Annotated in this window: 8 protein-coding genes; 4 read left to right on the plus strand and 4 right to left on the minus strand. The window is 33.5% G+C overall.

From position 1 onward, the window contains the following. Nucleotides 1–840: 840 nt before the first annotated feature. The 4 genes from B0A66_RS01880 (at nucleotide 841) to B0A66_RS01895 (ending at nucleotide 7,292) form a co-directional block, all read left to right on the plus strand. Nucleotides 841–1,977, plus strand: a complete 1,137-nt coding sequence (locus B0A66_RS01880; RefSeq protein ID WP_089048155.1) for a helix-turn-helix domain-containing protein — start codon at nucleotides 841–843, stop codon at nucleotides 1,975–1,977. Nucleotides 1,978–2,226: 249 nt separating this feature from the next. Then, the gene (locus B0A66_RS01885; protein ID WP_244283374.1) at nucleotides 2,227–4,569 is read left to right on the plus strand and encodes a TonB-dependent receptor; all 2,343 of its coding nucleotides are present in this window, start codon (nucleotides 2,227–2,229) and stop codon (nucleotides 4,567–4,569) included. Nucleotides 4,570–4,572: 3 nt separating this feature from the next. Beyond that, complete coding sequence (locus tag B0A66_RS01890) at nucleotides 4,573–5,412, plus strand: DUF4249 domain-containing protein (protein ID WP_089048157.1); 840 nt, start codon at nucleotides 4,573–4,575, stop codon at nucleotides 5,410–5,412. 440 nt (nucleotides 5,413–5,852) lie between these two features. Beyond that, nucleotides 5,853–7,292 carry an eCIS core domain-containing protein gene (locus tag B0A66_RS01895; RefSeq protein ID WP_208862563.1) on the plus strand — a complete coding sequence of 480 codons (1,440 nt, stop codon included), beginning with the start codon at nucleotides 5,853–5,855 and terminating at the stop codon, nucleotides 7,290–7,292. A 2-nt stretch (nucleotides 7,293–7,294) separates the two neighbouring features. Here B0A66_RS01895 and B0A66_RS01900 read toward each other — a convergent pair whose 3' ends face one another. Genes B0A66_RS01900 through B0A66_RS01915 form a run of 4 tightly spaced genes read right to left on the minus strand, consistent with a single transcriptional unit; the run spans nucleotide 7,295 to nucleotide 16,283 of the window. Further along, nucleotides 7,295–8,647, minus strand: a complete 1,353-nt coding sequence (locus tag B0A66_RS01900; RefSeq protein ID WP_089048158.1) for an ATP-binding protein — start codon at nucleotides 8,645–8,647, stop codon at nucleotides 7,295–7,297. Continuing rightward, nucleotides 8,638–12,417 (minus strand): contractile injection system tape measure protein, encoded by a 3,780-nt coding sequence (locus B0A66_RS01905; protein ID WP_089048159.1) that lies wholly within the window; start codon nucleotides 12,415–12,417, stop codon nucleotides 8,638–8,640. Before B0A66_RS01905 ends, B0A66_RS01900 begins: the two co-directional genes overlap by 10 nt. Before the next feature lie 17 nt (nucleotides 12,418–12,434). Next, entirely contained in the window at nucleotides 12,435–15,407 is a 2,973-nt protein-coding gene (locus B0A66_RS01910; protein WP_089048160.1) for a hypothetical protein, read from the minus strand. A gap of 30 nt (nucleotides 15,408–15,437) precedes the next feature. Continuing rightward, the gene (locus tag B0A66_RS01915) at nucleotides 15,438–16,283 is read right to left on the minus strand and encodes a hypothetical protein (protein ID WP_089048161.1); all 846 of its coding nucleotides are present in this window, start codon (nucleotides 16,281–16,283) and stop codon (nucleotides 15,438–15,440) included. Nucleotides 16,284–16,286 lie beyond the last annotated feature (3 nt).

The raw sequence follows: 16,286 nt of genomic DNA on the forward strand, positions 1-16,286 counted from the left end.
CAATGAACTTTCCGTGTTTTACCTCACTTAACTCTTAATTAAAAAAGTGTTCGGTGAACTCGTTTGCGGGGTGCAAATGTAACATCTGTTTTCAAATCTCACAAGCTTTTTTAAATCTTTTTTTGAAAATAAATTTTCAACTTAGATTTAGTTGCTTGTCAGTATTTCAGTGAACGTTTGTCCTTATTGCGGGTGCAAAACTACACCCTTTATTTACATTTACAATACTTTTTGTTACATAATTTACATCTTTTTTAAAACTTTTTCTTNNGTAATTGTAGGATTTTTGAGGGAGTCATTTCTGTTTTCGCAATTTTTGGGGGCTTAAAACTTGCCGTTTTATGGACTTCGCAGGTTTTATTCCTTATAATTTGTTTTTTTCTTTCACGCAAAGGCGCTAAGGCGCGAAGGTTTTTCTTTTTTTGTGTTGTTTTTTATTGTTGTTCTTTGCTACACTGCTGCCCTAGCCCCGATGGGAGTGGAAATCCTTTGGCTTTTTTCTTTAAAAAGCTAAAGATTACTTCACCTAGCTTTTATTTTAGTCGGAGTTCAGTGAACTTCATTTGTAGCGGACAGCGGGAAATAGCTCCTGAAAAATATACTTCTTTCTTATTATATACATTAAATCTAACAGGTTTAGGTAAATTGCTCCTTTATATAATACTTGATTTACTGTCTTACTTAAACCTACAAGGTTTTGAAAACCTTGCAGGTTGTTTGTTCTTAATATATGAAACATCATTTTCGTTAATCATTTCTTAATAGCATTAGGAATTTTTCTTCCTTAATATAACTTCGTTCCCGAAATCGAAATCTTTAAACCAATCTTTACTACTAATCTTGATTTATATCACTCTTTTAAATATCGCTATTTTCCAAGGACTAATTTTAGGCTTAATTATTCTTAGGTCTCCTTTATTCTCCAGCGCTGCAAATAAATATTTGGCTTATGCGATATTTACACTTTCTATACTTTTACTGAATCTTGTTCTGGAAATGGAAGGTGCTTACGAATCTATGCCGTTCCTTCATTTTCTAGATGATGTGGAGTGGGCATTTATTTTACCTGTTTTTATCTTTCTCTTTATTATTAAAAAGACGGATCATGCTCTCCAATATAATAAGAAGGTACTCTTGCTCTTTATTCCATTTGGATATTCGGTTGTCCTTAATATTGTATCTGACTGTGATACTATCGCTGGTTTTTACAAGATACCTTCTTTAGGTTTACAAATAATTGATGTACTAAGTCAGGTTGAACTTTTTCTAGCACTAACCTTTATTCCTTCTATAATACTCTACGCTTACAGTTTTATAAAGCATGCTGCGGATAAACAGGAAAAAAGGTGGCTCATCAGTTTATGGTTAATTATAGCTGTATTGCTGTTCTCTTGGGTTATTGCTGTAATTGCCGGTCTGTTTTTCTCTTATGATATTTCATCTCTCATGAGATCGTTAGCGCTGTTTGGAACATTATTAATTCACTGGAGTGCTTATATTGGAATCTATAAATACAAACTTGCTAAGAACAAAGCAGCAATCTATAGTTTCTTAAATCAGGAATTAGCGGTTTCTTTTGACAATGTATCAATTCCTGATAGTAGTATAAGAGAGGAAATTAAGGAATCTATTACTGCGGATAATCTGTATTTTCAAAAATTAGAGGCTCTCTGCAAGGAACATCATATCTATACGGATAGTACATTAAGCCGAGAAAGGGTTGCGGAACAGTTAGGGATTAGTCCTGGTTATGTTTCTCAGATTGTAAACATAGTAACGGGAGATAATTTTGCCAACTATATTAATTCGTATCGGGTAAAGGCTGTTCAGAAAATGATCTTAAATGCTGACTTCGAAAATTATAATCTCTTAACTATGGGATTAGAATCCGGCTTTACTTCTAAAACTACTTTTTATAATGCTTTCAAGAAAATTACGGGTCAGACACCAAATGAGTACCGAAATGCAAATAAATAGGTACGGATTTGTACAATTTTAAGTTTTTGAAACCTTATTTAATTCCACTTCACTGAATTTTGGCATTAAATAATTCAAATAACTTATATGACTAAAATCTTATCTCGTGCAGTATTGTTGCCACTATGGATTGTAGATACGCAAATCAAGAGCGATCGCTTTTTATTTCCTCATAAAGGGAGAGTCACCGCATCTAAAAATTTTAAAAAGTACAAGATTGCCACTTGCTTTTATTTATTCAGCTTGTGCATGTTCTCTCAAAGTGTTCCGACAACTTCTGCTAAAACAAAAAAGAGCAAATTAACCGGTCATGTTTTAACTAGCAATAATCAACCTATTGCCGGCGCTACTGTTTTGATTAAGGAAACTGAAACTAGTATTATGACTAATTCAAAGGGAATGTTCCTAACAACATTGGAGGATGGCACCTATACTATTATAATTAGTTACATTGGTTTTAAAAATTCCGAAAGACAAATTACGATTTCTGATGCTACTTCTCTTGATTTTACTATGGAGGCTAACAGTCACGAATTAGATCAGGTGGTCGTAAAAGGTTCTAAAGCCATTGATGTTAGAAGTACTCAAATGAGTATTAACAGACTCTCCATGGAAGAAATAAAGAAGATTCCGGTTGTTATGGGTGAAGCTGATCCGTTAAAATCTATACTAACATTGCCCGGAGTTACCAATAGTGGTGAATTATCTTCTGGATTTAATGTTCGTGGAGGTGCGAATGATCAAAACCTGATTCTTTTGGATGGAGCTCCTGTTTATGGTGATTCTCACATGTTTGGGTTGTTTTCTGTTTTTAATGCCGATATCGTTAACAGTTTAGATTTGTATAAAGGTGGGATTCCATCAAAATTTGGAGGAAGGGTTTCTTCTGTTTTAGATGTAAATCAGCAAACGGGTGATTTTGAGAAATACCATGTCAATGGTGGAATAGGTTTAATATCGAGTCGTCTTTTGGTGCAAGGTCCTATAAAAAAGGACAAGGGTTCTTTTATCCTTGCAGGACGCGCTTCTTATGGTCACTTATTTTTAAAGCTTGACAAAAACAACAATGTGATTCGGTTTTATGATCTTAATTCGAAACTTAATTATAGACTTGGGACCAATAATACGTTAACCTTCTCCGGATATTTAGGTAATGATATTCTAGATTTCAAAAAAGAGTTCGTCACCACATTTGGTAACACAATGGGTAATTTAAGCTGGAAGCATACTTTTTCTGATAATCTAAATACAAATTTATCTGCTTTTTACAGCGAATATAAGTTTGACTTTGGTGTACCGACTGAAAGTTATACTTGGGAAAACAACGTTAAGACATACGGCTTAAAATATAATTGGAATCAAACTGTTTCAGAAAAACTGAAGCTGAATTACGGGTTTGAAGGTATTTACTATAATTTTAATCCGGGAACGATACAGCCAACGGATTCTGAATCACAGATTAATTATAAACAACTTGATAAAAAATATGCTTTTGAGTCTTCTATATATCTTGACCTTGAGCATCAGATAACTGAAAAATTAAATCTTCGGTATGGACTTCGATATAGTATGTTTTATCGCTTAGGAGCTGAAAAAATTAACACTTACGAAAATGGACAGGCAGTTGTCTATAATCCACTTTATAACATTTATCAGGAAGGTAATCCAACAGGAAGTATTCAGTACAAAAGTGGAGAAATTATAAATACGTTTAAAAACTTCGAACCACGAGCGGCATTATCCTATACACTTGACAAAAATACAGCTGTGAAAATAAGCTACAACAGGATGGCACAATACATTCACATGTTGTCTAATTCTCAACTGGCATTGCCTATGAATATCTGGACTCCAAGCGGACCTTTTACCAAACCACAACTATTGGATCAATTTACAACTGGATATTTTAAAAATTTCAGTGATGGTGATTATTCTTTCGAGACTGAGCTGTTTTACAAAAAGAATAAAAATCGAATTGATTATATAGACGGAGCGGGAATTTTAGGGAACAATAATATTGAACAGGTAATTCTAAACGGAAAAGCGAGATCGTATGGCGCTGAATTTTTCTTTAGAAAAAATACGGGTCGTTTTACAGGTTGGGTTTCCTATACTTTATCACGAGCGGAACAAAAAACTCCGGGACGAACTGCTGAAGAACCTGGTATTGCAGAAGGTAACTGGTATTTATCCGGTCATGATAAATTGCATAATCTAAGTGTTGTTAGCAGTTACAACTTGAGTTCAAAATGGTCTCTTAATACTAATTTTTCATTCCAATCCGGTCGTCCCACAACGTATGCAAATGGTTATTATGAATTTGCAGGTCTTAAGGTATCTAACTACACATTAAGAAATCAGAACAGGCTTCCTCTCTACCATCATCTGGATTTAGCGGCTACTTATACGCCAAAACCTGATAAAACTAAGGGATGGCAAAGCTATTGGGTATTTAGTATCTACAATTTGTATAACAGACACAATGCCGCCTCTATGACTTTTTCAAGTAATGATGATACTGGAATCAACGAAACTAAAAAACTATCTATATATGGATTAGTACCTGGAGTTTCTTATAATTTTAAATTTTAAGTAATGAAAATACAGAACGAAAATAATTTTAAAAATAAGATTGCACTGGTATTCACTATTTTTTCAACCTTGTTTTTAACTTCTTGTGAAGAGGTTGTACATCTTGATTTAGAAGCTGCTCCATCTAAATTAATTGTTGATGCTGAAATTCTCTGGAACAAAGGCACCAGCGGAAATGAACAAATTATAAAAATCAGTAAAATGGCTTCTTATTATGATGCCACAACACCAAAAGTGACAGGAGCAAAAGTATACATAGAAAATAGTACTGGTATCTCTTTTACCTTTACAGAATCTGAACCTGGTTCGTATGTGTGTACTAACTTTATTCCTGAACTGAATATGAATTATACCTTATATATAGAAGCAGAAGGAAAAAGTTTTACGGCTACCGAAAAATTAGCTCCGGTTGTACCGATTACCAAAATAGATCAAAAGTATGTTACGGATTCCGATGGGATTGATTTACTTGAATTAGACGTCTATTACGATGATCCGGCCGACGAAACCAATTATTATCTAACGGAGTTTAGAACTGACTTTTTGCTCTTTCCCTCTTATTCTATGACAAGTGATGAATTTTTTAATGGTAATGAAATCAAAACTACATTTTCTGATGAAGATTTAAAATCCGGTAAAAACATCGAAATCATACATCGTGGCATTTCTAAAAGCTTTTTCAATTATATGACTTTGATTTTTCAAGCATCGGGTTGGAATCCGTTTGCTATTCCGCCTGGAAATATTAGAGGAAATATTGTTAATACAACAGATTCTAATGATTTTGCGTTGGGCTATTTCAGACTTTCTGAAGCAACTCATACTTCCTACATTATGAAATAAACTTTTGAGTTAGGAAAAGCAAGTGCTTCTAATATTAGGAATAATGTTAGAAGCACTTGTTATTTAATCTATTCAGCGATTAAATGTTGTGTTTCTTTTTCTAAACTAACGTATTATATCGGTCGTTCCTATGGAACTTTTAGTTTCGGTGGCTTTATAATCAACGGATTAAAATCCGTTGCTACAAAATAGGTCATTCCTACGGAATTTTAAACGAAGTGTTGAATGCATTCTCTATTTGTAATTTATTTGAAATCTATTATCTATTAAGTAAAACATTCAAAATCAGAACACAATAGAATCAAAAATCGTCTCAAACCTATCAGAATTAATTTTAAAGTGTTACATTTGAAAGAATTAACTCATATTCAATACAAGCCTGTTATTTTTATTCCGATTCCTATACGCTAAAGTACTTGTTGAACTTTTAACTTTAAATCATGAATTCGTACGCAAACCAATTACAGGAAAATAAAAATATAAAGACAGCTGCTGTTACTCAAAAAAAGAGTCATCATAAAGTTTCTTATTATCCTGCTAATGTCGCACAAATGCAATTGCAGGAAATAGCGAATAATAGTGTGCAGGTAAAACAAGCTTTACAGTTAAGAGCAATCGCCAATTCTTATTTTGCTTTTCCGATACAGAAGAAAGGTGTTGAAGAAGAATTGCAAATGAAGGTTGATCCTGTGCAAAAAAAAGGTGCTGAAGAAGAAGAACTACAAATGAAAGCTGCTCCAATACAGAGAAAAGGTATTGAAGAGGAAGAGGCTGTTCAAGGTAAATTTGCGCTGCCAATTCAAAAAAAAGCCAATAATACCGGACTTCCAGATAATTTAAAATCCGGAATCGAAAATCTTTCTGGTTTTGCTATGGACGATGTAAAAGTACATTACAATTCTGCTAAACCTGCTCAAATACAAGCGCATGCTTATGCTCAGGGAACTGACATTCATGTTGCGTCGGGACAAGAAAAACATTTACCTCACGAAGCCTGGCATGTAGTCCAACAAAAGCAAGGTCGCGTTCAACCTACAATGCAAATGAAAGGCAATATTAATGTAAATGATGATGCGGGATTAGAAAATGAGGCTGATGTTATGGGAGAAAAAGCCATGCAACAAAGTACTTCGCAAATACAATTAAAAGAAATTGACAATAACAATACAATAATTCAACAATACAGCAATACATCTAAAACCATTCAACGTAACGCTGACGAAGATTTGCTAGCCGGACAACAAAACCAAACTTATTTTGTAAATGAATCTGCAAATTTAAATACTGCCGGAACAAATGTTTATAATGTTATAAATGGTGCGCCAAACAATTCTACAAGAGATAAAGCAGCAGCCGGTTACAGATATTATTGGCAAACAATGCTTGATGGTTTTGATGGAAAAAAAGCTGAGATGTATGAAGCTAAATTATTAAGCGAAGATCATACTCCAATATTATCCAATAATGATTTTGTTGATCCTGACGTAAGAATTGAAACTGTAGATGGAGTAGAAGCTACTGAAGTAAAAACAATTAACTCAGACAATACAGGAAACGTAAATACACTAATTAAAGGAGCCGACATGCAATTAAGTAAGCGTGACGCTTACCGCAAAAAAATAAAAATTAGAATCGAAAGTGCTAACAATCTTTGGCCTGATGCTCGTTACAATAATACTGAATACATTAAGAGTAATACCGATTTAAAAAATTGGTTAAGTAAAGAAGGAGTAATACCTAAAATTCCAAATACTAATTCAATTGATATAGAGGGAATTAATATTCCTTATGAATCAATGGGAGATAAACGAAATTTTTCCGCAGATATTAAACGTGATGGGATTATCAAAAAAACCGGAGCACAAGTATGGGTAATATAGAGCTACACAATCTTCCCTTCCTTACCAAATTCCTTCCTAATGCTATGCAGCAGGTCTTTTTTGGTAATGGTATTGTCTCCGCGTTTGATTGCTATTAGTGATACGTATCTTAATACGTTGATAATGGCTCCACCTGCTAATTCGTATTTTTGGGCAATTTCATCGAGGTTGACATCTTCTGCAAGTGCAAATTTTTCTGTAAATGCTTTTTCCCATAACTTCTTGCGTTGTGGTGGGCTCGGTATTGGAAAGTTAATCATGGATTGAAAACGTCTGCTGAAGGCTTCGTCAAGATTGGCTTTTAAGTTGGTGGCTAAAATAACTACTCCTGGAAAGTCTTCGATACGCTGCAGCAAATAAGATACTTCCTGATTCGCATATCGGTCGTTTGAACTACTGGTTTGGGTTCGTTTTCCGAAAAGAGCATCGGCTTCGTCAAAAAACAAAATCCAGTTTTTATGTTCTGCCTGATCAAAAATATTAGATAAGTTTTTTTCTGTTTCTCCAATAAATTTAGAAACTACCATAGATAAATCAATTCGGTAGACATCTAATCCAGTTGATTTCCCTAGTAATGATACTGTCATGGTTTTTCCTGTTCCCGGAGGACCGTAGAACAAGGATCTGTAACCGGGCTTGATTTTTTTATGCAATCCCCAATCGTTTAGTAATGTTGGTCCGTAAACTATCCAGTCTTTTATTTCCATTACTTCGGTTAAAGTCGTTTTTTCGATCACCAAGTCTTCCCAAATTGCTTCGGTTGTGATGCGTTTGGCTGGGAAACTGGTACTAAAATCAGGTTGGTGTGACGTTCCTTTAGTAAAATAGCTCAAGTACTCTGCTGAAATGGTTAGTGCTCCGCTTAAAAATGGTTCGTTAGATGGACTGGATTCAAGACTTAAAATATTGAACTTTTTAAATTTATGATCGTCAGAGAAGAACGCTGAAATTATAAATCGTTTTTCGAGATCATTAGGTGCTAATAAAAACACGGCTGTTTCTCCTGTTGGTAAAAAACCTCCAAAATTTTGACCTTTCAATCCGCCAAATTCTGTAAAGCCTTTATCATACGCAGCATTTTTAATCAAAAAAATGTCTAATATTTTTGGTTGTATGTGTGGTGCCAAAGCGAGTAATAAGATGACACGCTCTGAAAAACTAATTTGATAATGTTTTAAAATTCCGGCGTACGGAGAATCATTATCGTATAAATCAGGAGGAAGTACTTCTGTAATGCTTTTATAGGCGCACTCTTCATTCCAATATAATTTCATGCTAACATCGATTAGCTCTGCAAGCCAATTTAATTCGGCTGTAAGTGTTTCAGCATTTTGTTTTAAGGCATCTAACTCCATTCTACAAATATTGGTTCGGTCATCCACGAATTTTTAATAAAACTTAATCCCCAGGGAAGTGTTTGCAATAATACATCAAAGGCCTTGTTTTCTACTACCAAAACCCAGCCTTCATCGGAAAGACTTAAAGAACCACTTCGTTGCAAAAAACTTTCCTGAAGTCCGTTAATCGAAGTATTTTTTAATTTTTCCCATTGCTGCGTGACTACATAAAGGAGTTGATTTGCTGTTTCTTTTTCGAGATCACTAAGCTGAACTTCTGAGGTTATGGCTTCCTGATATTCTATTCCACATAAAATTTTGTTGAGCAGTAAAGCATGTTCCGGACTTTCTTCTTCAAAATTCACAAGATATTGTAGTAAATGTGGTGCTCTCGATTTGGCTTCTTCATCTACAAATTCGCCATTTTTTACTAAACCGGTACGATCAAATAAAGTACTCAAAAATGGATGCAACAAAACCAGTCCTGCATTTTCGATATAAATTTTCTCTCCTTCTTGTAGTGCCGGCAGTTCATCATTATACGCACCTTCTGTTTTCATTTCTGCCATTTCTGTTGGAATGTTAGTTTCTGTAAAGTTAGTTTTTTTTAATACCTCCTCTTTATTATCATACAAAATCTCATTTTTATAGGCTTGCTGGGCAAGATAAGCTTCTGTAGCTTTTTGCATCTTTAAGAAAATGGCCTGCAACGAACTATTATTCAGTTTTTTGATATCGGTTGGCACTTTAGCAAGTTGTTGGTAAAAGCGTTTTATGTCCCAATTTTTTCTATGATTTAGAAAGGCAAGAAAACGATCAAAAAACAAAGTAGTATTTCCTGCATTGGTTTGTGCCACCCAATAAAAACTAAATTCTCTAAAATACAGCAAGAGCTTTTCGCGTTCAAAAGAATCCTTAACCGTTATATTCAATATATAGGTATAGTTTTCAATTAATTCCTGCAATATCGTATTGCCTAATGTTTTTATTATCGTAGTAAATTCTGCTCCTTTATAAATACCCGCATAATGCAATGTTGTATTGGCTAATTGTAATAGCTGTTTGTGCATTTGCTGTTGGGTACTTTCACTATTTTGCTTTTTAATAAAATGCAGCATCTCGTTTAAGTTTACAAAATCCTGATTGTGTCCCCAGGTTTGTTTGATGTAAACTAAGAAATCTTTCTCTTCGTACTCGCTGAGCAGGTTGGCAATATTTCTACCTTGTTGGTTAGTGCTTTTTGAAAAAGTGGTATGCAAGGTCATTTTTGCTGTTGATGCTGTAGTATCCTGACGCATTAGGTTGTGTAAAAGATTCTGATCTTGTTCGAAAACCAGAATTATTAATCTTTCTATGATTTTTGCTTCAATTGAAGGATCATCTACTTTTATTTCATCGGGTAATTTGTTGTGAAGCAAAAAATACGCTAGAATATCATACGCTTTATGCACCAAATTACTCCATGATATATTGAATATGTCTTTTGATTTGGTCAGCAACTTAAATTCATCATAAGAAAATGATTCTGGATTTTCGAAATCATCTAAAAGGAAAAACTCATTCTTATCTCTCCTTTCTGCTAATTTATATTTCTTACTTTGATTCTGTAAATCACTATCTTCTTTTGTTAGTATACTTTTAAGGTGCAATAACTTGTTTGCTTTAAACTGTGTTTCGAAAAACTCTTCTACTATTTTTTCTGAAATTCCTGCTTCTGTTTGAAGGTATTCTTTCAAAAGGAAATGAAAATATTGGGTACTAAACGAATTAAAATGCTGGTGATGATAACTTTCTAATATCGATTTCAGCACATATCCCATTAAACTGTCTCTTGAAATTCCAATCTTTGAAAATCCTGTCAATTCTTGAAACTCGTTCCATAGCTTTACAACATTTTCAGCCTCTGGAACCCTTTTTAAAAGTTGTACGATAGCTTGTGATACAGTATTAAGGAGGATTTGATTTTTAAATCCAAGATGCGAAGCTTGTTTTACTACTAATAATGCCTGAGCAGGTTTTGTTTTTACGAATTTCTCAAATAGTGCTGAGATTGAGGCATTGGTTTGCTCTTTTGCCCACCAAGGTATTGCAGCGTGTGTAAACCAATACAAAATAAGGTCTTGCAGCGAAAGATCATCCGCGTAGGCGTAATCCTTTTTGGTTTCTTTTAAATCCTTTTCTAAATATTTTTCTACCTCATCGTTAACTCTTTTTTTATGCTGTTCTTTATATTCTTCTTCTGTTGAAATCATTTCTGTCGAAAATAAACTTTTCATAGTATTTCTGATTTCTCCCAGAATTTCTGTAAAAATAAAAAACAACGGCGATTGGTCTTTTACAATGGCTTGTGCTTCTGCCATACCTTGTGTCATTAACAGTAATAATGTTTGATAATCTATATTATAATGTTGTGCGAGTTTTTTAATATTGTTTTCTACAAACATTTTAGCATTAAATAAACTTCCATGTGACGTAAAGAGAAAAGAAAGAATAAATTTCAGAATCGCTTTTTTAAACTCTTTTTCATTTGTTTTGATAAGATTCTTTTTGTTCTGAATTTTTACTGTGGTTTGATAATAGCTAATTACAAAATCAGATTTTGTGGTTTCGATTATCTTAATAATGGCAAACAAGGTTGCTTCCGGTGCTACCAGCATTAGTCGTTCTGTAAATTGTGTTATGTTGTGCTGTTTCTTGAGTATTTTGATAAAATCTTCAGGTTGTTGTTTGATGATTCCCTCCAACAATACGCTTATTTTTTGAGCGGTGTAATAACCGTATTCAAATGGTAAAGAGCCAAAAAAGAAATAATATTGGAGTGCTTCAAAATGACTCTTTGGTGTGTTTTTTTCTAAATAAAGGACTGAATCTGCCTCTTCATTTTCTGTTAAAGCTGTTGTGGCTTCTTCTTTTAGTTCTTCTATAAAGGTTGCGAAGTTTTTATCTGATCGAATGATCTCAGGATTTATCTGAATCGCATCTGACAATAAATGCAATATTCTTTGATAGGAGACATTAAAATGAGCTGCCATTTGCAACAGTGTACTTTTCACAAATTGTTTTCGTTCAAAATGTCCGCCCATGTCTACTAATAAGTAGGTGAGAATAAAATACCACAATGCCTGTCCAAATACTTTTTCCTGCGTCTGAATAATTTGTTTGTGTTTCTGAATTTTAACTACATTATTGAAATAGCCCGCAATAAAATTTGCATGAAAAGGTTCTATCAGCTTTATACTGTTTACTAGTATATCATCATTAAATTGTTGAGACAATCGTTTTCTTACCTCCTTCTCTATTCCTATTTTTAAAAGTAATTGTTTTAGCTGTTCCGGATTTTCGTCGAACAGTTTCAAAAAAGTTTTATCGGGCTGGGTAAATATAGCACCACTTGCCCACCACGGTAATGCGCCATTATTTAAAAAGAAGCGAAGCAATTCGAGGTAACTTGCTGAAAAGTTTTGCGTGTCTGCCGGTTTGCCTTCTATGGTATTTATGGAATGTAATGTGGTGTAATCAAACAATGCTTTTTCTAATGCCTGCTCATACAGTTCGGCAAATTCTTCGTCAGTAAACGGATAGGTTAATGTGCCAATATTTAATTCTAACTGATCTATCCTAATAAAATTATGCGCGTTTACTGTTTTGTCTAACAGTGTGTTTGTAATATCTCCTAACTTAGTTTTAAAAAGTCGGCTGAATTGTGCAAACACATCCTGAACGCTGGATTTATCATAAAATCCAACCTCAACAACTTGTTGCTGTATAATGTGTTTTTGACTTTCCATTTAAAATAGTACGCTGTTTATTTTTGCTTTTTAATATCCGTTTCCAACAACCAATTGGTTAGCACTTCACAGGATTCTAGTCGTGCCTTGGGATCTGACTCGGTTTTTATTGCTTCGAGCCAATCGAAATAAAGGTCTTCGAACTTTTGCATACGCGAAATTCCCAACCACTTAAAACTTAAATGCAAATAACTAGGTGCTATGGCTTTGATTAAATCTTCGGTAAACATTTTAAATTCTTTATCCTGAAAACGTGCCGGCCATGAAGGCAGGACTATAGTTGCTTTCAGGCTATAAAAATTTTCTTCAATGATTTTGTTTCCCAGTAACTTTACATTGAGTTCCATTCTGGGATATTTATGGGTTTTAGTTTCTTCTATCCTTTTAATTTTGGTTATCATTTTTCTCAGACTATCATGTAATACCGATTCCTCTTTACTGAATTCTTCTGTACTAACGGGGCTGAAACTCTTATTATCAAAAGATCTTACTCCAAAATTAAAATCTTTTCCTGGTGTTTTTTTTCCTAAATTATTAACGGCTTCCTTTATTTTTTTTAATCGATTTTCTCTTTCTTCAAAGCTTGTCCATTCCTCATTTTTAAAAAGTATGGTGTCTTCGCTTTCATAATAAGTAAAACCAAAATTGTGCTGTTCTAATTTGGGACGTAATAATACATGTTCTACTAAATGAAAACCTTCTGAGGCTACACTTATTTTTCTCAGGGATGCTATTACCTCATCTAAGGCTTTGATTGCATTGTCTTTTGTAGAATAAATTCCTATTGCCTGCCATTTTTCCTGAGATGACATTATTTCTTTTTGCGGCGATTTGTATATAATGATGTATTTACTTCCTTTAGGTATTATTTTATAGTTTTCCGTTAAAATGCCAAATTCCAGTAATGAAATGGTTTGTGAATTAAATATAAAGGATGGATTTATGGTATCTTCCTGTGTGTTTTCAACTGCTTCTAAATTTTCTATTGCATTGGTTACCACAACAAAATCTTCATCATTAAACTCGATAATATCTATTTCTTCCTGCTGTTGTGTTATCTTTTGTGGTTGTGCAGTGGTAATAGTATATTTTTTTTCTGTATTATTAAAAGATTCTGTCAGCCTTCGTCTCAGCATACTTTCTTCCTTAGACTTGAATGTCTTCAAATCCGGATATTGTAAATGGTTAACATTTAAATACAGAGAAATTTTATATTCAAAACCAGACACTAAATTTTCGTGGTATGAATAATCAAATCCTTTTATTTTACCCTGATCGATATTAAGTATGTTGTTTAAAATATTAGCTTTCCATTTCAAGACAAAGCTGTCACGTTCTAAATTACTGCCGCCAATGTAGCTGTTGAAATACTGAAGCACGGGATAAATGCTCAGTTTACGATTAAACCTCGCCAGTAAATGATCTAATATTTTATTTTTTCTTTCGGTATAAATTTCCGGTGTTTCTATAGCGTCTAATAAAGCTTTTATATAAGCATTATCTGCGTCATTCTGAAAGTCATCCCATTTTCTGTCGTTTACAAAGGAATCCCGATTATCTCCATGCTGATTGTATTCTTTTATTATTTCTTTGATATGAGGAACATTATAAAGGTCTTGTGTGAAATAAGATTTTTGATTGTTCTCACTTAAATTTGTTGAATACAGGTTTCCTAAATTTGCTAACTGAGCGGAATAGTTTGCTAATATCTGTTCGAAAAAAAGCAAATACGTTTTAAGCTGTTTGGCTACAGCTTTGCGTTCTTTAGTTTCAGATTCTGATAATCCATTTGGTCCTATACCATAAACAGCAGGAAAATAATTCTGAATCGAATAATAGGTTCCCACATCTTTATAAGTTCCGGCTTTGATGAAACTATCCTGTGTTTTATTTATACCTTCTTTTCTTATTTGTGTTCTTAAAGGTTCTCTATGATCGTACAAATCCAAAAACAGCTCTTCATTAATGGGAATACGATAATCGTCTGAATATAATTTTACATGTTTTAAAAAAGTGGCTTTATCTAAATAAGCAAAATGATCTTTTTTTAATTTAAAAGGTAAACTTTCATTATTCTGATTTGTATCACTAGTTTGAAATCGTACCTCTAAATTATCAATATCAGTGTCATTTTCTATTGTCAGATTCTGAATATAATTAACGCCATCTAAATTTGTTATTGCATTTGTAACATCTATAGGATCTATTTCTGTAGCAATAGGTTTTAACTGATTTTCGAGTATGAATCCGTTATTTAATAATGGTCCATCGTAAATTTCTTCAATAGTATAACCTTTATCCAATAGTTCTTCTTTAGAGTAAAATCGGATTTTAGGATTTAGTAAGTTTTCTATTTTATTATAAATTTTTAGTAAAATTTCCTCTGGTACAGCAATGTATTTGATACTAATGTTGGCATGTACTGCTATTTGCTGACACTTTAAGATCACAATGTCGCCCATTACATCTTCGCAAATACTTCGCTTTCTAATGGCTAATTTTCTAATTTTTTCTTTAAACTTTTCTTCAGCATCTTTATCCTTACTGAAATTTTTGGTCACGCTTTCATCTGCTCTTACTACAATTCTATATAATCCTTTAATGTACTGATTACTATGCACAGATAGTACAGGATTGAACATGATATTATTTACTTCCTTAATCCTGTCGAGAATAATTTTTCTAAAATCGTTAACTGTTACCGGATTACAGGTAAGTATTTTTTCTTTTTCGAAAAAAGCATGCTGATTTCTGTTGATTAATCCTCTTGAATTAGTTAAAATATCTTCGGTGCTTAAAGCTGCTTTGTAATGCAGGTCTGTTAGTGCAAAACATACTTGTTCTAAAATAGTAATTCCCGGATCATGAATATTATAGTCTGTCCATACGTGTCCTGTTAGTCTTTGTACTAAATCTATGGCTTGTTTTAAAATAACTTCAAAATTGGCTGTAGGATCGATGTCTTTATTTATAAACCGAGGTTCAATCATATTTACTGGGTATTCTATTTTCAGTCGTAATTAAGTTCTCTTATTTTGGTTTTGCTTATCGTTAAAGCTTTCCTGCTTTTTAGGATAGTAACAATTTTCGGGCACAAAAAGTTCATCATCCCAGAGTTTGCATATTGTGTAATAAATCATAGCTCCTGAACCAAAATTTGAATCAGAGCGCATTTGCAGTTTGTAACTGTGTGTGGTTCCGTACCAGCGTAAATTCAGTTTATTCCAAAACGACCAAAATGATCCGTAGTAAGCACGGGTTTTTCTAATCTTAGATCGTGATTTTCCAAAGGCGCTTAAAGCGGTGGCATGCATGATCGAAAACTTTCCGGAGTGTTTTATTCCCGCACGGGCGACGATTTCAAAAGCCTGACAATTGTCTAGTTCCGGTGTAATATCATGCCATTGTCCATCTGCCGGAATTTCTTTTTTCTCGTTGTAAGTTCCGGTTCTTCCTTTTGATGCTGTGAAACCGTTTACGTCCAGCTTAAAACTATTTTTACTTTTATTTCCGATTCCTAAACTTCCATCGTTATGAAAATAAAAGGATTTCTCTTCGTCTGTTGCTTCCGACTTTAAAGTGTCTGAACGGAATTTCAGACTTGGTTTGTCCAACAAATCTTTTTCGACAAAGAAAAAAGGTTCTGATCTATCAATGTTTTGATAAAAGGTAATTAACTTAGACGATGTTCCTAAAGAGGTGATGCTATAACCATTTTCTTCATCTTTAGATATTCCGTCATCGTGCTGAATAACAACAGAATCAATTAATGATTTGAAATGTGTTTCATTGGGAATTCTTCCGTTTCGAAAATATTCTATTAATTCAGCTCTTCCGTGTAACTTTTTTTTGTCGCTTTCTGCCATATT

Origin of the sequence: Flavobacterium hercynium, from assembly GCF_002217285.1 — a bacterium.
In the GTDB taxonomy this organism is placed as follows: Bacteria; Bacteroidota; Bacteroidia; order Flavobacteriales; family Flavobacteriaceae; genus Flavobacterium; species Flavobacterium hercynium.

What these genes read in the sequence shown, in the direction of transcription:
- B0A66_RS01885 (WP_244283374.1), top strand. Translation starts at nt 2,227, where the DNA reads ATGTTCTCTCAAAGTGTTCCGACAACTTCTGCTAAAACAAAAAAGAGC.
- B0A66_RS01890 (WP_089048157.1), top strand. Translation starts at nt 4,573, where the DNA reads ATGAAAATACAGAACGAAAATAATTTTAAAAATAAGATTGCACTGGTA.
- B0A66_RS01895 (WP_208862563.1), top strand. Translation starts at nt 5,853, where the DNA reads ATGAATTCGTACGCAAACCAATTACAGGAAAATAAAAATATAAAGACA.
- B0A66_RS01900 (WP_089048158.1), bottom strand. Translation starts at nt 8,647, where the DNA reads ATGGAGTTAGATGCCTTAAAACAAAATGCTGAAACACTTACAGCCGAA.
- B0A66_RS01905 (WP_089048159.1), bottom strand. Translation starts at nt 12,417, where the DNA reads ATGGAAAGTCAAAAACACATTATACAGCAACAAGTTGTTGAGGTTGGA.
- B0A66_RS01910 (WP_089048160.1), bottom strand. Translation starts at nt 15,407, where the DNA reads ATGATTGAACCTCGGTTTATAAATAAAGACATCGATCCTACAGCCAAT.
- B0A66_RS01915 (WP_089048161.1), bottom strand. Translation starts at nt 16,283, where the DNA reads ATGGCAGAAAGCGACAAAAAAAAGTTACACGGAAGAGCTGAATTAATA.